Source organism: Cellulomonas sp. JZ18, from assembly GCF_009720485.1.
Taxonomy (GTDB): domain Bacteria; phylum Actinomycetota; class Actinomycetes; order Actinomycetales; family Cellulomonadaceae; genus Cellulomonas.
On sequence record NZ_CP045245.1, the window covers coordinates 1,117,636 to 1,140,301 of the forward strand.

Here is a 22,666-nt window from a genome sequence, read left to right on the forward strand (position 1 = left end):
GGATGGTCGAGAGGACGCGCACGCCGCTGCTGACGATGCGCGGCATCACCAAGCGGTACAAGGCCGTCGAGGCGCTGGTGGACGTCAACTTCGAGGTGCACGCGCACGAGGTGGTCGCGCTCGTCGGCGACAACGGCGCCGGCAAGTCGACGCTGGCCAAGGTGGTCGCCGGCGTCGTGGTGCCCGACTCGGGCCTGGTGGAGATCGACGGCGAGCCGGTGTCGATCCCCAGCCCGAAGGCCGCCCAGCGCCTCGGCGTCGCCACGGTGTTCCAGGACCTGGCGCTGTGCGACAACCTCGACGTGACGGCGAACCTGTTCCTCGGCCGGGAGATGCGCAGCGCGGGCGTCATGCAGGACAGCCGCATGGAGAACATCGCGCGCTCCGTGCTGCGCGACCTGTCGAGCCGCATCCCGTCCGTGCGCACGCCGCTGTCGCACCTGTCGGCGGGGCAGCGGCAGTCGGTCGCGATCGCCCGCACCCTGCTGGGCTCCCCGCGGATCGTCGTGCTCGACGAGCCGACCGCGGCGCTGTCCGTCGCGCACACCGCCGAGGTGCTCACGCACATCGAGCGCCTGCGCGAGATGGGGCTGGGGGTCATCCTCATCAGCCACAACATGAACGACGTGCGCGCCGTGTCGGACCGCATCGAGGTGCTGCGGCACGGGCGCAACAACGGGTCCTTCGACGCGCAGCGGTCCAGCTACGAGGAGATCATCGGCGCGATCACGGGTGCGTGGCAGACGACCCCCGCGACGGCGCGCCCGTCGGCGCCCGCGGACCGCGAGGCGGCCGGCCGCTGACGGCCGGCCGCCTCGCGGACGAGGTCACGCGCCGCGCGCGGTGACCGAGCGCAGGCCGAGCCCGCCGAGCAGGAAGCCCACGCCGATCCCGACGAGGGCGGTCGCGACGCCGAACGCCACGACGGAGGTCAGCAGCGACGCGCGCAGGAACGTGCCGGTGGCGACCATGTCCCGCTGCGGGTCGTCCCGGTCCATGTCCGCGTAGGTGCGTCCCCCCGTCGCCTCGTGCAGGTCCGTGCGGATGGCCTCCGTCTGGGCCCACGCCTCCCACGGCGTGTCGAGCGGCGCGCCGACGAACGCGGGAGCGCTCTCGGCGACCGTGACGCCCTCGCTGGCGAGGCCCGCGGCCGTCACGGCCCAGGTGCCGGCGCCCCCGACGACGAACAGCGTGCCCAGGACGAGCAGGAGCGTCGCGACGAGGCGTGCGGTGCGCGGGACGGGCGCGCCCGGACGGTCGGACCCGGCGAAGCGGTCGGTCAGTGCGGTGCCGCCGGTGGCGGCGGGCGTGGTGGGTGTGGCGGGCGTGCTGGTCATGGGGACCCCCTGACGGTCGGCGGTGGTGCGGGGCCCACCCTGGCCTGCGCCGGCAGGGTGCCGCACCGTCCCGAAACGGTTCGTGCAGGGGTCGGACGTGCGGTGCGGGGCGAGACCGGGTGCCCGGGTCAGCGGAAGACGATGGTGCGGTGCCCGTCGAGGAGCACGCGGTGCTCGGCGTGCCAGCGCACGGCCCGGGCGAGGGCGCGCCGCTCGACGTCCTGGCCCAGGCGCACCATGTCCTCGACCGAGCGGGTGTGGTCCACCCGCTCGACGTCCTGCTCGATGATCGGCCCCTCGTCGAGGTCGCCGGTGACGAAGTGCGCGGTCGCGCCGATGAGCTTCACGCCGCGGTCGTGGGCCTGCGCGTAGGGGCGGGCGCCCTTGAACGACGGCAGGAACGAGTGGTGGATGTTGATGATCCGCCCCTCGAGGCGGCGGCACAGGTCGTCGGAGAGGATCTGCATGTACCGCGCGAGGACGACGAGCTCGACGTCGAGCTCCTCGACGAGCGCGAGCAGCCGCGCCTCGGCGTCGGCCTTGGTCTCCCGCGTCACGGGCACGTGGTGGAACGGGATCCCGTAGAAGTCCGCGAGCGGCGCGAGCACCTCGTGGTTCGAGACGACCGCGACCAGGTCGACCGGCAGGTCCTCCGACCGCTGGCGGAACGCCAGGTCGTTGAGGCAGTGCGCGGCGGTCGAGACCATGACGAGCGTGCGCACCTTGCGGCCCGCGACGTCGAGGTGCCACTGCATGTCGAACCGCCCGGCCAGGTCGGCCATCGCGGTGCTCAGCTCCGCGTGCGTCGCGGCGGAGGTGACCTGGACGCGCATGAAGAACAGCCCGGACAGCTCGTCGCCGAACTGCTGGGACTCGGTGATGTTGCCCCCGTGCTCGGCGAGCAGGCCCGCGACGGCCGCGACGATGCCGGGACGGTCGGGGCACGACAGCGTCAGCACCCAGTGCGTGGTCGACTCTTCCGAGGTGTGGGACACGGGGTCCAGAGTAGTGCGCCGCGCCGGGCGGCTGAGACGATGACCGCATGACGCAGTCCGACCAGCCCGGCCTCGAGATCCGCCCCGTCACCGCCGAGGACGCCGGCGAGCTGCTGACCCTGCGCCGGGCCGCGTTCGTCACCGAGGCGCAGCAGTACGGTGACCCGCACATCCCGCCGCTGACGCAGACGCTCGAGGAGCTCGTCGCGGACCTGCGCGCGGACGGCGTCATCACGCTCGGCGCCTGGCAGGGGCACCGGCTCATCGGCTCGATCCGCGTGCTCCTGGAGGGCGCGAAGGCGACCCTCGGGCGGTTCGCCGTGGCGCCGGACCTGCAGGGCAGGGGCATCGGGACCGAGCTGCTGACCGCGATCCTCCCGTACCTGCCGGAGGGCATCGAGGAGGTCTGGGTGTTCACCGGCCGCGACTCGGTGCACAACATCGCGCTCTACAACAAGGCGGGCTACGAGCACCAGCACGACCAGACCGCCGGCGACCTCACCTACGCGTACCTGCGCAAGCTGCTCGGCGACGGGGAGCCGGCGCAGGCCTGACGTCGTCCGGCCACCCGGCACGCCCCTGACGCAACCTGCACGGGGCGTGCGGCGTGTAGAGGGCATGGACATCACGACGTCGGCGTCCGGGGCGGGGCTGCGCCTCGCGTCCGGGCGGCCGGCCCTCCCCGAGCGGTCCGCGGCGCTCGCCGCGCCCGCGCACGAGCACGTGCCGCTCGTCCTGGTCGACGGGCGCGACCGCGACGCGGAGTTCACCGCGTTCATGGCCCAGGCGGCCCCGGCCCTCGCCCGAACGGCGTGGCTGCTCTGCGGTGACACCCACCAGGCCGACGAGCTCGTGCAGCAGGCGCTCGTGCGGACGTACCTGGCCTGGCCACGGGCGCGTGAGCGCGACCCGCTGGCCTACGCCCGCCGGACGCTGGCGAACCAGCGGATCTCGACGTGGCGGCGACGCCGGCGGGAGGTGCTGACGGAGCCCGCCGGCCTGCCGGAGGGGGCCGCCACCGCCGGTGCTGACCTGCACGCCGAGCGGGACCAGCTCGTGCGCGCGCTGGCGCTGCTCACGCCGCGGCAGCGGCGCGTCGTCGTGCTGCGGCACCTGGAGGGTCTGTCGGAGAAGGAGGTCGCGGACGACCTCGGCGTCTCCGTGGGCACGGTCAAGTCGACGGGCTCGCGGGCGCTGCGGACGCTGCGGCAGGTGCTGGAACGGGACGCGGGCACGCGGGACGGCGTGCGAGAGGCGGGTGCGTGATGGTGACGACGGACGAGAGCTACGCGCAGACCCTCCGCGAGCGTGCGGAGCTCCTCGTGCCGCGCGTCGACGTCGACCTCGACGCCGTGGTGCCACGCGCGAGGCGACGACGCGGGAGGACGCGGGCGGCCGCCGGCGCGGTGGCGGTGTCGGCGCTCGTCGCGGCGACGTGGGGCGTGGGATCGGTCCTGGCTGCGGGCCCGACGCACGTGGTGGCCCCCGCGGACGCCTCCACGCCGGCGCCCGCGGCCACGAGCGGGTCGGCGGGTCCGGTGACCGCACCCGGCGTCCCTGGCGACGTGCCGGGCGAGGCCGTGGTGGCGGACGACGGCAGCGTGAGCGGCGTCCCGGGCGACCCCTGGGACGGCGACGCGCCGTACTGGTACACGGTCACGGAGTACGTCGGCACGGACGGCCAGGTGCGGCGCAGCGAGTCGTGGAAGAGCCGCGAGCGGCCCGGGCTGCTGATGAGCGACCGGGACGTGGCGACGGCGACCGCCATCGGCCCGGTGGTCGTCCTCGGGCGGTTCGTCCTCGACGGGCAGGTGCACGACGTCCTGACGGACCCGCGAGCCCTGCCGGTCGACCCGGTCGCCCTGGAGCGGGTGCTGCGGAACGGGACCGAGCCCGACCGCCGTGCCGGGACGGACGACGACAAGGCCATGTCGATGGCGCGTGACGCCCTGCTCGAGGGGGGCTTGCTCCCTCGTGACCTGCGGACGGCCTTCTGGGACGCCGCCGTGCTCCTGCCCGGTGCCGAGGTCGTGCCCGGTGAGAGCCGGGGCCGGGCGGCCGAGGTCCTGACCTACCGCGCGCAGGCTCCGGAGGGGGCGTCCTACCGGCTGGTGCGCGACCCCGTGACGGGTCTGCTCCTCGAGGACGGCTCGCTCGGCAGCCCCGGCGGTGTCGTCGTCGACCAGGGGCCCGCCGGCCCTCCGCCTGTCGAGCCGACGCTGGCGATGGCCGGCTGCACCTCGTGGGCGACGTGCTGAGCGTCAGGGCACGGGAGAACGGGGCTGCGCGGGCGCGGGCGCTGCGGCGGGGCCGAGCTGCCCGCGCAGCCGGCGGACGGCCGTGAGCGCCGCCGGCTGGCCGACCGCCACGCCCGCGACGACCGCGGCGACGCCCAGCACCTGCAGCGGCGTCAGGTGCTCGCCGCCCAGCAGCAGCCCGACCGCGACGCCGGTGAGCGGGTTCAGGAGCCCGACGAGCCCCACGGCGCCCGCGGGCAGGTGCCGCAGCGCGGTGAACCACGCGACGTAGGCGAGCGCCGTCGCGATCAGGGACACGTAGGCGATGCCGAGCCAGCCGCGGGCGTCGAGCGCCGGGGGAGCGCCCTCGGCGAGCGCGGCGACGGGGACGAGCAGCAGGCCGCCGGCGACGAGCTGCCACGACGTCGACGCGAGCACGTCGACGTCGTCCTTCCAGCGGGTCGCGAGCACGAACCCGACCGACGACATCACCATCGCCGTGCCGCCGGCCAGCACGCCGAGCGGGTTCACCGTGACCGCGCCGGTGACGAGCATCGCGACGACGCCGGCCAGACCGACGACGGCGCCGACGAGCCCCGCGACCCGGGGGCGCTGCCCCAGCAGGGGCCACGCGACGAGCATGAGCACGAACGGCGAGACGGCCATGACCGTCGACGCGACGGACGACGGCAGCAGCTGGGCCGCGACGTACACGAGCACGAAGAACGCGCTCATGTTGAGCAGGCCGAGGACGAGCGAGCGCCACCACCACCGCCCGCGCGGCGCCTGGCGGGCGAGGGCGAGGAGCACGAGCCCGGCGGGCAGGGCGCGCAGCACCGAGCCCCACAGCGGGGCGTCGGCGGGCAGCGTGTGCCGGGTGACGTAGTAGGCGGCGCCCCACGAGATCGGCGCCAGCGCGGCGAGGAGCGACCAGCGGCCGGTGTTCTCTTCCACGGAAGACAAAGTATCTGACCCGGAAGGTAAGATCCACCGCGTGAGCGACCTCCCGCCGGACTTCGTCGACCAGGTGCACGACGCCTGGGTGCGCGAGCGCCCCGACCTCGACGTGACCCCGCAGGGCGTGTTCGGACGGCTGCGCCGGGTCACCCACCGCGTCACCGAGGAGCTCGTCGCCGTCTACCGCGAGCACGGCCTCGCCGAGGGCGACTTCGACGTGCTCGCCACCCTGCGCCGCGCGGGCGCCCCGTACGCGCACTCGTGCGGCGAGCTCGCCGAGCACACGCTCGTCACGAGCGGCGGCATGACCAAGCGGATCGACCGCCTGGAGGCGGCCGGCCTCGTGCGCCGGCGCGTGAGCGAGACCGACGGGCGCGGGCGGGTCGTCGAGCTCACGGAGCAGGGGCGCGCGCTCATCGACGCCGCGTTCACCGACCACGTCGCCAACCAGCACCGCCTCCTGGCGATGCTGGACGACGGCGACGCCGAGGTGCTCGACCGGGTGCTGCGGCGCTGGCTCGCGCACCTGGAGGAGCCGCCGGCGGGACCGTGACGGTTGGTAGGCTGACGGGGTCGTGACTGGCGCAACGGGTGGGTCACCACCGGGGAGCGACGCAGCAGCTGGACCAACGGGTCGGACGCCTGGGCCCCTCGGTCACCCTCCACACCGGCACTCCGTGTGTGCGGGTGCCGGGCGCGCCCGCACGGTTCACTGCGACAGGAGCACCCGCATGAGCGACAGCCTGCTCGACCAGAACATCTCCGACCTCGACCCCGAGATCGCCGCCGTCCTCGACGGCGAGCTCGCGCGCCAGCAGAACACGCTCGAGATGATCGCGAGCGAGAACTTCGTCCCGCGCGCCGTCCTGCAGGCGCAGGGCTCGGTGCTGACCAACAAGTACGCCGAGGGCTACCCCGGCCGCCGCTACTACGGCGGCTGCGAGCAGGTCGACGTCGCCGAGACCATCGCGATCGACCGTGCCAAGGCCCTGTTCGGCGCCGAGCACGCGAACGTCCAGCCGCACTCCGGCGCCACCGCGAACGCAGCCGTGCTGCACGCGCTCATCAACGCCGGCGACAAGATCCTCGGCCTGGACCTCGCGCACGGCGGCCACCTCACGCACGGCATGCGCATCAACTTCTCGGGCAAGCTCTACGACGTCGCCGCGTACGGCGTGGACCCGCAGACGTTCCGCGTCGACCCCGAGGCGGTCCGTACGGCTGCGCTCGAGCACCGCCCCGACGTCATCATCGCCGGCTGGTCCGCCTACCCGCGCCACCTCGACTTCGCCGCGTTCCGCGAGATCGCCGACGAGGTCGGCGCGAAGCTGTGGGTCGACATGGCGCACTTCGCCGGCCTCGTCGCCGCGGGCCTGCACCCGTCGCCCGTCCCGCACGCGGACGTCGTCTCGTCCACCGTGCACAAGACCATCGGCGGCCCCCGCTCCGGCTTCATCCTGAGCAAGGGCGAGTACGCCAAGAAGATCGACTCCGCGGTCTTCCCGGGCCAGCAGGGCGGCCCGCTCATGCACGTCGTCGCGGCGAAGGCCGTCGCCTTCAAGGTGGCCGGCTCCGAGGAGTTCCGCGACCGCCAGCAGCGCACGATCGACGGCGCGCGGATCATCGCCGAGCGCCTCACCGCGCCCGACGTCGCCGCGGCCGGCGTCTCCGTCCTCACGGGCGGCACCGACGTGCACCTCGTGCTCGTCGACCTGCGCCACTCCGCGCTCGACGGCCAGCAGGCCGAGGACCTCCTGCACTCCGTGGGCGTCACGGTGAACCGCAACGCCGTGCCGTTCGACCCGCGCCCGCCGCGCGTCACGTCGGGCCTGCGCATCGGCACGCCCGCGCTCGCGACCCGCGGCTTCGGCGACGCCGAGTTCACCGAGGTGGCCGACATCATCGCGACCGCGCTCGTCGAGGGCACGGCGGCGGACGTCGACGCGCTGCGCGCCCGCGTGCAGAAGCTCACCGAGGCGTTCCCGCTGTACGCGGGCCTGCAGCAGTACTGAGCGGGGGAGCCCCATGACGGCACAGAAGCTCGACGGGTCGGCCACCGCGGCCGTGATCAAGGCGGAGCTGACGCAGCGCGTCGCCGCCCTCGCGGAGCGCGGCGTCGTGCCCGGGCTCGGCACGCTCCTCGTCGGTGACGACCCCGGCTCGCGCTGGTACGTCGCCGGCAAGCACAAGGACTGCGCCGAGGTCGGCATCGCCTCGATCCGCGAGGACCTGCCGGCCGACGCCACGCAGGAGGACATCGAGGCGGCGGTGCGCCGGCTCAACGACGACCCGGCGTGCACCGGGTTCATCGTGCAGCTGCCGCTGCCGGCCGGCATCGACACGCACCGCGTGCTCGAGCTCGTCGACCCGGCGAAGGACGCGGACGGCCTGCACCCGACCAACCTCGGGCGCCTGGTCCTGCGCGTCAACGAGCCGGTCACCTCGCCGCTGCCGTGCACGCCCGCCGGCATCGTCGAGCTGCTGCGCCGGCACGGGGTCGAGCTCAAGGGCGCCGACGTCGTGGTCGTCGGGCGCGGGGTCACGGTCGGCCGGTCGATCGGCCTGCTGCTCACCCGGCGCGAGATCAACGCGACCGTCACGCTGACGCACACCGGCACGGTGGACCTGGCCGAGCACACACGGCACGCGGACGTCGTCATCGCGGCCGCCGGGGTGCCGGGCATCGTCACGGCCGACCTCGTGAAGCCGGGCGCCGTCGTCGTCGACGTCGGCGTCTCGCGCGCCGTCGACGCCGAGACGGGCAGGAGCCGGGTCGTCGGCGACGTCGACCCCGGTGTCTGGGACGTCGCGTCCTGGGTCTCGCCGAACCCCGGCGGGGTCGGGCCGATGACGCGCGCGATGCTGCTGCAGAACGTGGTCGAGACCGCGGAGCGGCTGGCCGGCTGACCGCGGACGCCGTCACGGGGCCCCGGGTGCGCGCACCCGGGGCCCTCGTGCGTCCCGGGCCGGGGCGCTAGTCGGGGCGTCTCGTGCCGATGCGTCGCGTGCCGGTGCGTCGTGTGCCGATGAGTCGACGACGTGCCGGCGGTCTGCCCTCCTGACCGTCCGCACGCACGTGAAGGAGCACGACGATGGGCATGGTCCGCACCCACCTGTGGTTCCCGGAGCGCGGCCACGAGGCCGCGCAGTTCTACGCGTCCGTGGTGCCGAGGTCCCGCATCACGTCGGTCGTCCCGGCACCCGCGGGCGTGCCCGACGTCCCGGAGGGCGAGCCCTTCGTCGTCGAGATGGAGCTCGACGGGCACGCCGTGACGATCCTCACCGCCGGGCCCGCGTTCCGGCTCGACGAGGCGTTCTCGTTCTACCTCTCCGTCGAGACGCAGGAGGAGGTCGACCACTACTGGGAGGCGCTGCAGGCGGACGGCGGGGAGCCGGGCCAGTGCGGCTGGCTCAAGGACCGCTTCGGCGTGTCCTGGCAGGTCGTGCCGAAGGCGCTCGACGACATCATGACCCGGCCCGACGCGGAGGGCGTCGCCCGGGCCACGAAGGCCATGCTCACAATGACGAAGCTCGAGATCGCCCCGCTGGAGGCGGCGTACGCCGGGGAGTGACGCAGTTCCCGACCGCCGGCCGTGGAGGGGAGGGCCGGCGGTCGGGCGTGTCGGTGCGGTGGGGGAGGATGGCACGCGTGCTGACCGTCGCCTCCGTCAACGTCAACGGGATCCGTGCCGCGTTCCGCCGTGGGATGCAGGAGTGGCTCGACGTCCGCAAGCCGGACGTGCTGCTGCTGCAGGAGGTCCGGGGCTCGGACGAGATCCTCGCCGACCACCTGCCTGCCGACGCGTGGGACCTCGCGCACGAGGCCGCCGAGGTGAAGGGGCGCGCCGGCGTCGCCATCGCGTCCCGCGTGCCGATGACAGCCGTGCGCATCGGCCTCGGCACGGGCGTCACCGGTGACTCCGGACGGTGGGTCGAGGCCGACCTCGAGCTGCCGGCCGAGGGGGACCGCCCCGCCCGGTCGCTCACGGTGGTCTCGGCCTACATCCACTCGGCCACGGCCGGGACGCCGTCCCTCGACGAGAAGTACGCGTTCCTCGAGCGGGTCACCGAGCGGATGCGCGAGCTGCAGCGCGACGACCGGCTGGTCGTCGTCGCGGGCGACGTGAACATCGCGCACCGCGAGGTCGACATCAAGAACTGGAAGGGCAACCTCACGAAGGCGGGTTTCCTGCCCGAGGAGCGCGCCTACCTCGACCGCTGGTTCGACGAGCTCGGCTGGCGCGACCTCGGCCGCGACCTCGGCGGACCGGGACCCGGTCCCTACACGTGGTGGTCCTGGCGCGGCAAGGCGTTCGACAACGACGCGGGCTGGCGCATCGACTACCAGATCGCCACGCCCGCGCTCGCCTCCCGCGCACGGACCGCGACCGTCGACCGGGCCGCCACGTACGACGCGCGGTTCAGCGACCACGCCCCGCTCGTCGTCGAGTACGACCTCTGACGTCGCCGGACCCGCGCACGCGGAGGGGGTGGGACGTCCGCCGTCCCACCCCCTCGGCGTGCCGCACCGGCGCCGGCCGGGCGCTCAGTACCGGATCGCGTCGATCACCTTGACTCGCACGGCCACCGTGGCGGGCAGGATCCCGGCCAGCGCCCCCACGGCCGTCGCGCACGCCATGCCGATCAGCGCCGCCGAGACCGGGAACGGCGGACGGTCCTGCAGCCCGCCGAACAGCACGTCCGCCGGGATCGCCTTGACCGCCGCGACCGCGAGCACGACCCCGACGAGGCCAGCCACGACCGTCGCGACGACCGACTCCAGCAGCACCCCCACGAACACGCGCCCGGACGTCGCCCCGAACGAGCGGCGGATCCCGATCTCCCGGATCCGGTACCGCACGGTGACGAGCGCGATGTTCACGAGCCCGAGACCGCCGAGCAGGAGCGCGAAGGTGCCGACGCCGAGCGCCACCCACCGGGCGGCGCCGTCGAGCACAGCCGCTCCCGTGCTCCGGTTGTCGTACGTGCCGACCTCCCAGCCGGGCACCGCCGCCCTGATCTCGGCGCGCAGCCGCTGGACGAGGTCGTCCACGATCTCCGGCGGGACCCACAGCTTGAGCGTGGGGGCCTGCTGGTAGCCGGGAGCGGCCTCCGGGCTGTACCAGCGCATCAGCTGGTCGTACAGGACGTACGCCTCGGGGTCCGCGTTCGGCCAGCGGTCCTCCACCAGCCCGACGACCCGGCTGCGCACCGGCGTCACGTCGCCGAGCTCCACCGTCAGCGGCTCCGCGAGGTCGCGCGCCCCCACCTGGTCGAGGAACGCCCGGTTGACGACGAGCAGCGGTGCGAGCGCGTCGACGTCCGCCTCGGCGAACCAGCGGCCCTCCACGACCTGGATGCGCTGCATCGTGCCCAGGTCGGGGTCGACGGCACGGACGGCCGCCGCACGCGTGCCGTCGGGGAACCGGAAGGGCACGTGCGTGCTCCAGTCGCGGCTCGCCCACGTGATGTCGTACCGCTCCAGCACCCGCGCGTACTCGGCGGTCAGGGCGGCGGGGGCCGCCGACTGCTCGCCCTGCGACCACGCGTCGACGGCGATCGTCACGCGCCGGCCCATCTCCCGGTCGGACTGCTCCTGGAACGCCTGCGTCAGCATCTGCACCGCGGCCGTCACGCCGGTGATGGCCGCGACGGCCACCGCGACGCCGATGAGCGCGAGCAGCACCCGCAGCTTGTGGATCCGCAGCTCGTCCCAGGCCTCGACGAGCGCACCGACGAACCCGGTCACGGCTGCACCGCCGCGGGCACGGACGGGCCGAGCTCGGGGACGCCGCCGCGGGCCGCGGGCAGGTGCGTCGGCACGTCCCCCACCCAGTCCGCGACGCGCCCGGCGGTGCCGACGTCCACCGGGACGAGCACGCCGTCGGCGAGCCGGTAGTGCCGCTGCGCGCGTGCCGCGACCGCGAGGTCGTGCGTGATCGTGACGAGCGCCGCGCCGGTCTCCGACGCGACGTCGTCGAGCAGGTCCATGATCTGCTGCCCGGTCTCGACGTCGAGGGCGCCGGTCGGCTCGTCCGCGAGGATCACGCGCGGCCCGCGGACCAGCGCGCGCGCCACCGCGACGCGCTGCTGCTCGCCGCCGGAGAGCTTGTCGGGCATGGTGTCGAGCCGGTCACCGAGGCCGACCCGGTCCAGCATCGCCGCCGCGAGGTCGCGCCGGCGCCAGAACTGCCGCCCGCTCGCGTACAGCAGCGGCGCGGCCACGTTCTCCAGCGCGGTGCGGCCCGGCAGCAGCTGGAACTGCTGGAACACGAACCCGAAGTCCCGGCCGCGCAGGTGGGTGCGGCGACGGCTCGACAGCGCGGTGACGGGCGTGCCCTCGAGCAGGTAGTCGCCGGAGGTCGGCGCGTCGAGCAGCCCGAGGATGTTGAGCAGCGTCGACTTGCCCGTCCCGGAGCGGCCGACCACCGCCACGTGCTCACCCGCGGCGACGCTCAGCGTCACCCCGCGCAGGACGTGCAGCACGCGGTCGTCCGGCAGCAGGACGTCGCGCGTGACGTCGCGGAGCTCGAGCATGCTCATCCGCCGCACACCGCCGGGTCGTACTGCGCGGGGTCGGCGCAGTCGACCTCGCCGGCCGCGCCGGGCACCGGGATGAACTCGAGGACCCGGTCGCCGAGCGCGAGGCCCTCGGTGACCTGCACGAGCTGGCCGTCGGTCAGGCCGAGCCCGACCGCGCGCTCCTCGGGCTCCGCGCCCTCCTCGGCGACCACCCAGACGTTGCCGCGCTGGACGGACCCCTGCACCGCCGTCACCGGCACGACCAGCGCGTCCGCCGCCGTGCCGTTGACGACCTCGATGTCCGCGCCGAGGCCGGGGAACGCGGTGACGTCGGCGGGGACGGCGCACGTGAGGGTCCCGGACGTGGGTGCGGCCGGGTCGGCGTCGGTCCCGGGCACCGCCCTGGGAGTCGCCGGCGCCGCGCCGATGCGCACGCCGGTGCACGTGAACGGTGCGGGACCGCCCTTGAGCGTGACCGCCGCCTCCGCGGGCGCGCCGACGAGGCGGTACTGCTGGTCGGGGGTCAGCGTGCCCGACACGGACAGGGTGCCGGGGGAAACCTGCCCGACCGTGTCGCCCACCGCGACGACCTGGTCCTTCAGGGTCGGCAGGCTGAGGGTGCCGGCGACCGGCGCCGTCACCTGCTGCACGACGACCTTCGGCTTGCGCTCGGTCACCGTGGTCTCGCCCGTCGTGGGGTCGGTGCGGGTCAGCGGCTCCTGGGGTGTCTCCTGCCGCACCTCGAGCAGCGCGGCGCCGGCCTCGACACGCTGGCCGTCGGTCGCGAGCACCTTGGACACGGTGCCGGCCAGCGTGGCGCGCACGGGCACGGCGGGGTCGGCGACGACCGAGCCCCGCACCGTGACGGCGTTCGTCACGGTGCCGGTGGTGACCTCCACCGTCCGGTCGGTCACGGTGCCCGTGGGCTGGGCGCCGGAGGCCTGGGCGGTGACGTCGGCACCGGTGAAGGCGATCTTCACCAGCGCCACCGCGATCACCGCCCAGACGAGCAGGCGCAGGGCGGGGAAGACGTGGCGGCGGACCACGGGGGCTCCTCACGACGAGGGGACGGCGGCCGGACGGCCGCCGGGGGACACGGGTCACGACGACCCGGTGGGACGTGGCGTCACCGGACGCGCCCGTCAGACCCGGACCGTACCGGTGCGGCCCGGGCGCGCGTGGGCGTTCCGAGCGCCGCGACGACGGCGGGCGGGAGGGCTCACACGCCGCCACGCAGCGCGGCGATCGGCTCGACGGACGCTGCCTTGAGCGCCGGGTACAGGCCGGCCAGCAGGCCGATCGCACCGCCCGCGAGCACGGCCAGGCCGACCATGGCGAGGTCGAGCACCGGCGTCCACGTCTGCGCCGCGGACACCACGACGACGACGGCGACACCGAGCGCCGCACCCACGAGCCCGCCCAGCAGCCCGATCACGACCGACTCCACGACGAACTGCGCGGCGATCTGCCGCCGCGTCGCACCGAGCGCGCGCCGCAGGCCGATCTCGCCGACGCGCTCGAGCACCGACAGCAGCGTCACGTTGGCGATGCCGACGCCGCCGACGAGCAGGGCGACGCCGCCGAGCGCCAGGAAGATCGTGCTGACGTCCGCCTGCACGCTCTCGCGCACCCGGGACGTCGACGGCGGCACGCCGACGGTGAACGCGTCGGGCTCGTTGGGGTCCAGCGCCACCGGCAGCTGCGCCCCCACCACCGAGCCGGACCCGATCGCGACGTGCAGGTGCAGCTCGTCCGCGGCCTCGAGGCCCAGGTCGGCGCGCGCGGTGCCGGTGGGCAGCACGACCGCGCCCAGCAGGTCGGTGCGCCGCGCGACGTCGTCGAGGATGCCGATGACCTGGTAGGCGCGGTCCCCGACGAAGACCGACGGCTGCCGGTCGACCCGCTGCACCCCCAGCCGCCGGGCGGCGTCGGCGCCGAGCACGGCCACGCGGTCGCCGCGTGCGTCGTGGCCGGCGTCGAACCAGCGCCCCTGCTGCAGGTGCCCCTGGAGGGCCTCGAGCGCGTGCGGGCCGGTCGCGAGCACCGGGGGGGCGGTGGTCCGCGGCGCCGACGGGTCGTGCACGGGCACCGCCGAGACGTCCGCGCCGGCGAGGTCCACCTCGCTGACGAGCGTGGCCGCCGCGACGCCGGCGATCCGCTCGGCCCGGTCGGCCGCGTCCCACGGCAGGCGGGTGAGCGCGCGCTCCTGGCCGTCGCGGCTCTGGCTCGTCGCGGCGGACGCGACCGCCTGCGTGGCCGCGACCGCGTCGAACTGCTGGTTGATCTGCACCGCGGCGGTCTGCGCCAGGCCCACGGTGACGACCACGGACGCGATGCCGAGCACCGTGCCGAGGATGGTCAGCAGCAGCCGGCCGGGACGTGCGCCGACGCCGGCCGCCGCCTCCGCGAGCAGGTCGCGCACGCCGTACCGGTCCGCGCGGGCGACGCGGACGGCCACCGCGGTCACGCGATCTCCCGCAGGCGGCCGTCCGCGATGCGCACGCGGCGCTGGGCGCGGGCGGACACGTCGTCGTCGTGCGTGATGACCAGGAGCGTGAGCCCCTCGGCGTGCAGCTCGTCGAACAGCGCGAGCACGCTCTGCGAGCTCTCCGAGTCGAGGTTGCCCGTCGGCTCGTCGGCGAGCAGCACGGCCGGCCGCGCGACGACCGCGCGGGCGACGGCCGTCCGCTGCCGCTCACCGCCCGACAGGACCGTGGGCACGAAGTCGAGGCGGTGCGCCATGCCGACCCGCTCGAGCGCCGCGACCGCCCGGTCCCGGCGCTCGGCCCGCGGCACGCCGCTGTACACCGTCGCGAGCAGCACGTTCTCGAGCACGGTGCGGTGCGGGAGCAGGTGGAACGCCTGGAACACGAAGCCGATGCGCGTGGCCCGCAGCGCGGCGCGCTCGCGCTCGCCGACACCCGACGTCGGCCGTCCGTCGAGCAGGTACTCGCCGTCGGTCGGGCTGTCGAGCAGGCCGAGCAGGTGCAGCAGCGTCGACTTGCCCGAGCCGGACGGTCCGACGACGGACACGTACTCCCCGGCGTCGACCCGCAGGTCGGTGGGGTGCAGCGCGTGCACGGGCGGGTCGCCGGAGAACTGGCGGGCGACGGCCCGCAGCTCGACGACCGGGGCGCGGTCCTGGACCTGCTCGGGCGACCCGAGCAGGTCCAGGACGGTCACCGGTCCTCCGTCTCGGCGTCGTCCGGGGACGGGTCGTCCCCGGCCCCGGCGTCGTCACCGGCGGCGCCCACGACCACCAGGTCGCCCTCCTCGAGCGGCTCGTCCGAGCCGGTGATCTCGACGTAGCCCTCGGCGGCGAGTCCGGTCGTCACCTCGACGAGGCGCGTGGCGCCCCCGTCGGCGACCTCGACGCGGCTCTCGCCGCCCGGCCCCGCGGTGAGCGCCGCGAGCGGCACCGCCAGGACCTCGCCGTCGGTCGAGCTCACGGGCACCCGCACCCGCACGTTCGTCCCCTGGAGTGCGGCGACCTGCTCGGGGGTGGCCGCGCCGACGGCGAAGACCACGGTGCGGCGGTCCCCGGAGGGCCGCGTCCCCTCCTCCGAGCCGCCGGCCGCGCCGCCCCCCGTCGCGTCGTCGGCGGCGGCGCCGTCGGTCTGCCCGGCGTCGCCTCCGGAGCCGGCGCGCGCGTCCTTCACCTCGGCCACGGTGACCGGGATCTCCGCGTCGTCGACGGTGATCGTGCCGGCGGTGCCGGGAGCGAGCAGCTCCGCGTCCGCACGCGTGGCCGTCGCGGTCACCTGGACCGTGGCGCCCGAGACCGTCATGAAGGCACCGGACACGGTGCCGCCACGGCGGACCTGCACCTCGTCGACGCGCCGGGGCAGGGACGGCAGGTAGACGACCTCCGCGGCGGGCAACGGGGTCAGCGTGTCCGCCTCGGCCTCGGCCAGGGCGCTGCGCGCCGCCGCCAGCTGCTCCTGCGCGGCGCGGACGGCGGCCCGCTCGGCGCTCGTGTCGACCGGTGCGTCCGCGGCGGCGCGGGCGGCGCGCGCGCTCTGCAGAGCGGCGTCCGCCTCGACGGCGGCGGGCGGCGAGCAGTCCGCTGCCGCCGGGTCGCGCTGCTCGAGCGGCAGCGCGCACTGCGCGGCCAGGTACGTCACGCGCGCCTCGGCGACGCGCACCGCGCCGTCGAGCTCCGTCACCGAGGTCCGGGCGTCGGACCGGCCGGCCGCGGTGAGGGCGGACTGCGCCGTGCGCACACCCTCCTGCGCCGCGGTCACGGCCTCGCGCGCGGCCTCGACGGCCTCCGTGGCCTCGTCGCCGGCCGTGGGTGCCGGGTAGCCGACCCGCTGGTACAGCGCGCGCACGCCGGCGGCCGCAGCCGCGTCGTACGTCGCGTTCGCCGGGTCGCCGCCGTCGATGCCCAGGGCGCGCAGCGCGGTGCGCAGCTGCTGGACGTCCGGACCCGACACGCCGGCGCGCAGCGACCGGTACGTCGGCAGCTCGCCGGGCAGCACGACGACCGGGCGCCCCACGACCTCGAGGGCGACGGCGCCCGCGTCGAGCGTCGCACCGACCTCCTTGACCTGGCCGGTCACCACCGCCGGGCCACCCTCGGTACCGCCGGTCTCCACCCGCAGCTCGACCGGGTCGTCGTACCCGACGTCGCCGCGGAGCACGACCTCGTTGCCGATCGCCCGGCGCTCCACCGGGACGGTGACGGGACCCGCGCTGGGGGGTGCGGCGTCGGCCGCGGCGGCGCCGGGGGAGACGATCACCCGGGACAGCAGCACCCCGGCCGTCAGGCACAGCACGGCCACGACGGCCATGGCGACGATCGTGCGGCGTCCGCCGCTCACGTGCGCGCTCACGCCGCCGTCACTCCTCGTCGGCGGAGATGCCGTGCGCCTCGGCCGCGGCCTCGAGCTGGTCGCCGTACTTCTCCCACAGCCGCTCCTCCATCGCGGCCTGCGCCGTGCGCTGGACGTCGGCGTAGCCGGTCTCGTCCTGGCACGTGCGGTCGGCGGTGGCCAGCGCGATCTCCTTCTCGCGCAGGGCGTCGAGCGCGGCCTGGTCCGGCTCCGGCGGCGCCTCGCCCTCCGCGGGCGGCTCCGCGTCGAAGCCCATCACCGCGTTGTACTCCTCGAAGATGCTGTTCTGCGCGTCCTGCGGCGTCGCGAAGTCGTAGCCCGCCTCACCCACGCACCGCGCCCACTCGGTCGTGGCCTCGCGCACGCGCTCGTCGTCCGCGAGGCTCTCGAACTCGCGGTTCATCTCGTCCATCGCCTCGCGCAGGCCCGGGTCCTCCCAGATCTGCATGGCGCCGCTCGCCTCGTGCGAGGCCGCGCCCGTGCACCCCTGCTCGGTCCAGTCCGGCACCTCCGCCTCGGCCTCCGGGTCGAGGGTCTCCTCGGTCATCTCGCCGTACAGCGCGGTCCAGTAGGCCTGCTGCTCGGTCTCGGACATCGCGGAGACGTAGTCCTGGTTCGGGTCGACCCACTCCTCGCCGTCGCCGCTGCCCCACAGCTCGTCACCGGTCGTCGCGCCGTAGCCGTAGGTCTTCGCGAACTCCAGCGTGTCCCACGCGGGCACGTCGCCCTCGCCCGGCACCGGGCCCATGTCCATCGGCTCGGCGGGCGTGTACTCGAAGCCCTGCTCCGCCATGCACTCGGCGACCAGCTCCTCGATGCGCCGCTGCTGCGCCTTCCCGTCCTCGGAGTCCATGCTCCCGCCGACGCGCTCGAAGAAGGCGGTCAGCGGGCCCGTCTCGGTGTCGGAGGGAGCGGTCCCACCGTCGCCGTCCCCGCCGGTGCAGCCGGCGAGGAGCAGGGCGACGGCGCCGGCGAGGGCGCCGACGGAGGCGGTGATGTTCGAGCGCATGACGAGCCCTTTCGGCGGCACCAGGGGAGGACGAGTCGTCACGAATGCGGACGACTGCGGTCAAGGCGACCCTAGTCGCGTGACCCGTGCGGGCGGGTCCGACCGGGGGATGAGTTGTGAAGCCGTGACCTGGCCCTCCCGGCGCACGCGCCGCCCGCCGCCTCCTCCGGCGGGATCGTTCAGCCCGCGGGCGGCGCCGCCACGGCCACCGCGAACGCGGGTGCGCGCAGACCGGCCGCGTCGAACGCCGCCGCGACCGCGCCGGCCACGGCGTCGAGCCGCTCCGCCGGCACCAGCGCCACGGCGGAGCCGCCGAACCCGCCGCCGGTCATGCGCGCGCCCAGGGCACCGGCCTCGCGGGCGGCCGCGACCGCGACGTCCAGCTCGCGGCAGGACACCTCGTAGTCGTCGCGCAGCGACGCGTGCGACGCGTCCATGAGCGGCCCGACGCCGCGGACGTCCCCGTCCTCGAGCCGTCCGACGAACGCCGTCACGCGGTCGATCTCGGTGACGACGTGCCGGACGCGGCGCACGAGCACCTCGCCGTCCGGCTGGTCGGCCAGCGCGGCGTCGGCACGGGCGCGCAGGTCCGCGTCCTGCGCCACCTCGCGCAGGTCCGGCGCACCGAGCAGCGTCGCCGCCCGCTCGCACGCCGCGCGCCGCTGCGCGTACTCGCCGTCCACGTGCGAGTGCGGCGCGCGCGTGTCGACGACCAGCAGCGCCAGGTCGTGGGCCGCCAGGTCGAACGGGACGTGGCGCACCGCGCCGTCGCGGCAGTCGAGCAGGAGGGCGTGCCCGGCGCGCGCGCGCAGCGACGCCGCCTGGTCCATGCCGCCCGTCGGGGCGCCCGCCATCTCGTTCTCCGCGCGCACGCACAGGTCGGCGAGCGCCGCGCGTCCCGCGTCGTCGTCCGCCGCGCCGTCGACGACCGTGCCGGCCAGGCCGAGGCCGAACAGCGCGTCGAGCGCCACCGCGACGGCCGCCTCGAGCGCCGCCGACGACGACAGGCCGGCGCCGAACGGCACGCACGAGTCGATCGCGACGTCGAACCCGCCGACCGCGTGCCCCGCCTCCCGCAGCGCCCACGCCACCCCGACCACGTACGCCGGCCAGCCGGTGACCGCACCGGGCACCGCGTCGGCCAGCCGCACCTCGCGCACGCCCGAGGGCTCCTGCGCCGAGACGAGCCGCACGAGGTCGTCGTCCCGACGTGCGACGGCCGCGTAGGTGCGGTGCGGCAGTGCGATCGGCAGCGCGAGCCCGCCGTTGTAGTCGGTGTGCTCGCCGATGAGGTTGACCCGGCCCGGTGCGGACCGCACGCCGTCGGGCGGGGACTCGAACGTCGCGGCGAACAGCGCGCGGGCCCGCTCCTCGCCCTCGGCGCGGTCCCAGGCGGGGGTCCAGGTGGGCTGCGGGGCGGGGGCGTCGGTCGTCATGGCGTGCTCCGGTGCGGGGGTCGGGTCGGTGCTCACGCCAGCTCCTGCAGGCGGCGGGCGATGCGCTCGGGCGTCGTGTCGGAGATCCAGGCGCCCATGCCGGACTCGACGCCGGCGAGGTACTTCAGCTTGCCGGGGGCGCGCAGGACCGAGAACACCTGCAGGTGCAGTCGGGAGACCTCCCGGCCCTCGTGCACGGGGGCCTGGTGCCAGCCGGAGATGTACGGCAGCGGGATCGCCGCGCCGTCGCCGTCGACGAAGAACTGGTCGAGGCGGCGCAGCAGGGTCAGGTACGTGACCGCGAGGTCCGCCCGCTCGGCGTCGGTCAGCGCCGGCAGGTCCGGCACGTCGCGGCGCGGGGCGAGGTGCACCTCGACGGGCCAGCGGGCGGCGAACGGCACGTACGCCACCCAGTGCTCGGACTCCAGCACGACGCGCTCGCCGTGCCGCAGCTCGGCGTCCAGCACGTCGCGGCCCAGCAGCCGGCCCGTGCCCTCGGCGTGCTCCTGCGCCTGCGCGAGCATCGCCCGCGTGCGCGGGGTCACGTACGGGAACGCGTAGATCTGCCCGTGCGGGTGGTGCAGGGTCACCCCGATCTCCTTGCCGCGGTTCTCGAAGCAGAAGACCTGCTCGATGCCCGGCAGCGCGGACAGCACCTGCGTGCGGTCGACCCACGCCTCGACGATCGTGCGCATGCGGTGCGGCGTGACGCTCGACAGCGACGCGGTGGGGTCGGACGAGAAGCAGATGACCTCGCACCGCCCCGCCGCCGGCCGTCGGCGCCACAGCGCCTCGCCGTCGACGTCCTCGGTGGTGTCGTCCAGGCCGGGCACCGCGAGCAGGGACGGGAAGCGGTTCTCGAACACGACGACGTCGTAGTCGGTGTCCGGGATCTCGCCGTCCTGGTACGTCGCGCCGGGCTTGGCCGGGGCGAGCGGGTTCGCGTCGGCCGGCGGCAGGAACGTGCGGTTCATGCGGTGCGCCGCCATGGGGATCCACTCGCCCGTGAGCGGGTCGCGCCGCAGCTCCGGCCCGGTGACGGGCTGGGGGCTGCCGTCCGGGCCCGGGACGGGTGCGAACCTGTCGGGCAGCGGGCGCGGGTCGTCGAGGCGGCGCGTCGCGGCACCCGACACGTACGGCTCGGAGTCGTCGAAGTAGATGAGCTCGCGGCCGTCCGCCAGCCGGGTGCTGGTGCGGCGGACGCGGGCCTGCGGTGCGGGCTGCGGGGTGCTCACGGCTGGTCTCCGGGGGTCGGGGCGGCGTCAGGGGTGCGGGCGGGGGAGTCGGCCGGTGCGTCCACCGGTGCGACGACGAGGCGCCCGACGGACGCCGAGAGGTGCGTGCGCGCGTCGTCCGGTACGCCCGCGTCGGTGACGAGCGTGTCGACGTCGTCGTACCCGCAGATGCGGGCGAGGCCGACGATGCCCCACTTCGTGTGGTCGGCGAGCACCGTGGTCGCGGCGGCGCAGCGCACGAGCGCGCGGTCCGTCGCCGCCTCGGCGAGGTTGGGCGTCGTGGCGCCGTCCGCGTCGAGGCCGTGCACGCCCAGGAACGTGCGGTCGACGCGCAGGGCGGCGAGGGCGGCGTCGGCCACCGGGCCGACGAGCGCGTCGGACGGCGTCCGGGTCCCGCCGGTGAGCACGACCTCCAGCGCGTCGTCCCCGGCGGCGTGCAGCACGTCGGCGACGCGCAGGCCGTTGGTGACGACCGTGAGCGGGCGCAGCGCCGGGTCCGCGGCGAGCAGGGAGGCGAGCAGCCACGTGGTGCTCCCCGCGGACAGCGCGAGCGCCTGGCCGGCCTCGACGTCGGCGAGTGCCGCCCGGGCCACGGCGGCCTTCTCGGGGCCGGCCCACGTGCGCTTCGCCTCGAACCCGGGCTCGTCGGTCGACCGGGCGGGCGTGTCGGGGGCGACCGCGCCGCCGTGCACGCGGCGCACGAGGCCCGCGCGGGCGAGCTCGGCGATGTCGCGCCGGACCGTCATGTCGCTGACCCCGAGCGTGCGCACGAGGTCCGCGACGCGCACGGCCCCGTGGGTCCGCACGTGGGCGAGGACCCGCTCCTGACGCTGCGACGCGAGCATGCCAACAGTATTCACCAGGACCGAACAGAAACCAACATGCCCGGCGGAGGTGGGGCGGCCCGTGCCGCCCGGGTGTCAGCGCCCGACGGGGGAGAGCCCCAGCGGCCGTCCCGCGAGGTTGCGCGGCCGGGCGGCCAGCGTGCGCGCCACCTCCCGCAGGGCCAGCGCACCCTCCGCACCGGGGTCGGCCAGGACGACGGGCGTGCCGGTGTCCCCGGCCTCGCGCAGCCGCACGTCGAGCGGCACCTGCCCCAGCAGCGGCACGTCCGACCCGGTGAGGCGGGTGAGGTTCTCGGCCACGCGCGCGCCGCCGCCGGAGCCGAACAGCTCCAGCCGCGAGCCGTCCGGCTGCGTCAGCCACGCCATGTTCTCCACGACGCCCACCACGCGCTGGCGCGTCTGCACCGCGACGGACCCGGCCCGCTCGGCCACCTCCGCGGCCGCGACCTGCGGCGTCGTGACCACGACGATCTCGGAGCCCGGCAGCAGCTGCGCCACCGAGATCGCGATGTCGCCGGTACCCGGCGGCAGGTCCAGCAGCAGGACGTCGAGGTCGCCCCAGAACACGTCCGCGAGGAACTGCTGCAGCGCACGGTGCAGCATCGGCCCGCGCCACACGACCGGCTGCCCGGCCGGGACGAACATCCCGATCGAGACGACCTTCACCCCGTGCGCGACGGGCGGCAGGAGCATGTCGTCGACCTTCGTCGGCGGACGGTCGACGCCGAGCATCCGGGGGATCGAGAACCCGTAGATGTCCGCGTCGACGACGCCCACCCGCAGTCCCTCGGCCGCCATCGCGACGGCGAGGTTGGCGGTCACGGACGACTTGCCGACGCCGCCCTTGCCCGACGCGACCGCGATCACCTTCGTCAACGAGCCGGGCTGCGCGAACGGGATCTGCGGCTCGGCGTCCGTGCCCCGCAGCTGCGCACGCAGCGCCTGGCGCTGCTCGGCGGTCATCACCCCGAGGTCGACGCGCACCCCGACGACGCCGTCGAGCGGCTCGACCGCGGCGGTCACGTCGCGCGTGAGGGTGTCCTTCAGGGGGCAGCCGGGCGTCGTCAGGTCGAGGCCGACGACCACGAGCGCACCCCCCGCCGCGGGCTCGACGTGCACCGAGCGCACCATGCCGAGCTCGGTGACCGGCCGGCGGATCTCGGGGTCCTGCACGCCGTCCAGCGCGGTGCGGACCGCCTGGACGAGGGGGTCCGCGGGCGTGCCGGACGGGGGGTCGACGGGGCGGGCATGCCGCCAT

Annotated in this window: 22 protein-coding genes, 1 pseudogene and 1 riboswitch; of the genes and pseudogenes, 9 read left to right on the forward strand and 14 right to left on the reverse strand. The window is 75.5% G+C overall.

Annotation, left to right across the window (positions count from 1 at the left end; all coding sequences use genetic code 11):
- Positions 1–2: 2 nt before the first annotated feature.
- Entirely contained in the window at positions 3–803 is an 801-nt protein-coding gene (locus GC089_RS05195) for an ATP-binding cassette domain-containing protein (protein WP_155376744.1), read from the forward strand.
- Between the two features lie 24 nt (positions 804–827).
- Here GC089_RS05195 and GC089_RS05200 read toward each other — a convergent pair whose 3' ends face one another.
- Both GC089_RS05200 and purU read right to left on the reverse strand, forming a co-directional pair.
- Positions 828–1,337 (reverse strand): aromatic ring-opening dioxygenase LigA, encoded by a 510-nt coding sequence (locus GC089_RS05200; RefSeq protein ID WP_155376745.1) that lies wholly within the window; start codon positions 1,335–1,337, stop codon positions 828–830.
- 128 nt (positions 1,338–1,465) lie between these two features.
- Positions 1,466–2,332, reverse strand: coding sequence for a formyltetrahydrofolate deformylase (gene purU, locus GC089_RS05205; RefSeq protein WP_155376746.1), 867 nt, complete (start codon positions 2,330–2,332; stop codon positions 1,466–1,468).
- A gap of 47 nt (positions 2,333–2,379) precedes the next feature.
- Between purU and GC089_RS05210 the strand changes: the two genes are divergently transcribed.
- From GC089_RS05210 to GC089_RS05220, 3 genes are all read left to right on the forward strand, one after another.
- Positions 2,380–2,886: a GNAT family N-acetyltransferase gene (locus GC089_RS05210; RefSeq protein ID WP_155376747.1), complete on the forward strand. Its 507-nt coding sequence runs from the start codon at positions 2,380–2,382 to the stop codon at positions 2,884–2,886.
- A gap of 64 nt (positions 2,887–2,950) precedes the next feature.
- Positions 2,951–3,598 (forward strand): SigE family RNA polymerase sigma factor, encoded by a 648-nt coding sequence (locus GC089_RS05215; protein ID WP_155376748.1) that lies wholly within the window; start codon positions 2,951–2,953, stop codon positions 3,596–3,598.
- Positions 3,598–4,590 carry a hypothetical protein gene (locus tag GC089_RS05220; RefSeq protein ID WP_155376749.1) on the forward strand — a complete coding sequence of 331 codons (993 nt, stop codon included), beginning with the start codon at positions 3,598–3,600 and terminating at the stop codon, positions 4,588–4,590. Before GC089_RS05215 ends, GC089_RS05220 begins: the two co-directional genes overlap by 1 nt.
- Positions 4,591–4,593: 3 nt before the next feature.
- Here the strand turns inward: GC089_RS05220 and GC089_RS05225 are convergent, their stop codons facing one another.
- Complete coding sequence (locus tag GC089_RS05225) at positions 4,594–5,523, reverse strand: DMT family transporter (RefSeq protein WP_155376750.1); 930 nt, start codon at positions 5,521–5,523, stop codon at positions 4,594–4,596.
- Positions 5,524–5,563: 40 nt separating this feature from the next.
- On the opposite strand from GC089_RS05225, the gene GC089_RS05230 reads away from it, so the two are divergent.
- The 5 genes from GC089_RS05230 to GC089_RS05250 all read left to right on the forward strand — a co-directional run bounded on the left by GC089_RS05230 (position 5,564) and on the right by GC089_RS05250 (position 9,988).
- Positions 5,564–6,079, forward strand: a complete 516-nt coding sequence (locus GC089_RS05230; protein ID WP_155376751.1) for a MarR family winged helix-turn-helix transcriptional regulator — start codon at positions 5,564–5,566, stop codon at positions 6,077–6,079.
- Positions 6,080–6,091: 12 nt separating this feature from the next.
- Positions 6,092–6,181, forward strand: a riboswitch (ZMP/ZTP riboswitch).
- A 76-nt stretch (positions 6,182–6,257) separates the two neighbouring features.
- Positions 6,258–7,538, forward strand: coding sequence for a serine hydroxymethyltransferase (gene glyA / locus GC089_RS05235; protein ID WP_155376752.1), 1,281 nt, complete (start codon positions 6,258–6,260; stop codon positions 7,536–7,538).
- Between the two features lie 13 nt (positions 7,539–7,551).
- Positions 7,552–8,433 (forward strand): bifunctional methylenetetrahydrofolate dehydrogenase/methenyltetrahydrofolate cyclohydrolase, encoded by an 882-nt coding sequence (locus tag GC089_RS05240; protein WP_155376753.1) that lies wholly within the window; start codon positions 7,552–7,554, stop codon positions 8,431–8,433.
- A 185-nt stretch (positions 8,434–8,618) separates the two neighbouring features.
- The gene (locus GC089_RS05245) at positions 8,619–9,098 is read left to right on the forward strand and encodes a VOC family protein (RefSeq protein WP_155376754.1); all 480 of its coding nucleotides are present in this window, start codon (positions 8,619–8,621) and stop codon (positions 9,096–9,098) included.
- Between the two features lie 68 nt (positions 9,099–9,166).
- Entirely contained in the window at positions 9,167–9,988 is an 822-nt protein-coding gene (locus tag GC089_RS05250; RefSeq protein WP_155376755.1) for an exodeoxyribonuclease III, read from the forward strand.
- An 84-nt stretch (positions 9,989–10,072) separates the two neighbouring features.
- On the opposite strand, the gene GC089_RS05255 is transcribed toward GC089_RS05250, so the two are convergent.
- From GC089_RS05255 to GC089_RS05305, 11 genes and pseudogenes are all read right to left on the reverse strand, one after another.
- Positions 10,073–11,275, reverse strand: coding sequence for an ABC transporter permease (locus tag GC089_RS05255; RefSeq protein WP_155376756.1), 1,203 nt, complete (start codon positions 11,273–11,275; stop codon positions 10,073–10,075).
- On the reverse strand, positions 11,272–12,069 hold the full coding sequence (locus GC089_RS05260) for an ABC transporter ATP-binding protein (protein WP_155376757.1): 798 nt from the start codon (positions 12,067–12,069) through the stop codon (positions 11,272–11,274). The genes GC089_RS05255 and GC089_RS05260 overlap by 4 nt, the downstream gene beginning before the upstream one ends.
- A complete protein-coding gene (locus tag GC089_RS05265; RefSeq protein ID WP_155376758.1) occupies positions 12,066–13,094 on the reverse strand; it encodes a biotin/lipoyl-binding protein in 1,029 nt (342 codons plus the stop codon). The genes GC089_RS05260 and GC089_RS05265 overlap by 4 nt, the downstream gene beginning before the upstream one ends.
- 173 nt (positions 13,095–13,267) lie before the next feature.
- Positions 13,268–14,515 carry an ABC transporter permease gene (locus tag GC089_RS05270; RefSeq protein ID WP_155376759.1) on the reverse strand — a complete coding sequence of 416 codons (1,248 nt, stop codon included), beginning with the start codon at positions 14,513–14,515 and terminating at the stop codon, positions 13,268–13,270.
- The gene (locus GC089_RS05275) at positions 14,512–15,231 is read right to left on the reverse strand and encodes an ABC transporter ATP-binding protein (protein WP_155376760.1); all 720 of its coding nucleotides are present in this window, start codon (positions 15,229–15,231) and stop codon (positions 14,512–14,514) included. Before GC089_RS05275 ends, GC089_RS05270 begins: the two co-directional genes overlap by 4 nt.
- Entirely contained in the window at positions 15,228–16,883 is a 1,656-nt protein-coding gene (locus GC089_RS05280; RefSeq protein WP_230685073.1) for a hypothetical protein, read from the reverse strand. The genes GC089_RS05275 and GC089_RS05280 overlap by 4 nt, the downstream gene beginning before the upstream one ends.
- A gap of 7 nt (positions 16,884–16,890) precedes the next feature.
- Positions 16,891–17,892 carry a hypothetical protein gene (locus tag GC089_RS05285; RefSeq protein WP_155376761.1) on the reverse strand — a complete coding sequence of 334 codons (1,002 nt, stop codon included), beginning with the start codon at positions 17,890–17,892 and terminating at the stop codon, positions 16,891–16,893.
- 179 nt (positions 17,893–18,071) lie between these two features.
- Entirely contained in the window at positions 18,072–19,328 is a 1,257-nt protein-coding gene (gene galK / locus GC089_RS05290) for a galactokinase (protein ID WP_155378947.1), read from the reverse strand.
- A gap of 32 nt (positions 19,329–19,360) precedes the next feature.
- Positions 19,361–20,563, reverse strand: a complete 1,203-nt coding sequence (galT, locus tag GC089_RS05295; RefSeq protein WP_155376762.1) for a galactose-1-phosphate uridylyltransferase — start codon at positions 20,561–20,563, stop codon at positions 19,361–19,363.
- On the reverse strand, positions 20,560–21,408 hold the full coding sequence (locus tag GC089_RS05300) for a DeoR/GlpR family DNA-binding transcription regulator (protein WP_155376763.1): 849 nt from the start codon (positions 21,406–21,408) through the stop codon (positions 20,560–20,562). The genes galT and GC089_RS05300 overlap by 4 nt, the downstream gene beginning before the upstream one ends.
- Positions 21,409–21,483: 75 nt before the next feature.
- A pseudogene (locus tag GC089_RS05305) lies at positions 21,484–22,617 on the reverse strand (Mrp/NBP35 family ATP-binding protein); the annotation flags it as partial.
- Positions 22,618–22,666: the final 49 nt, after the last annotated feature.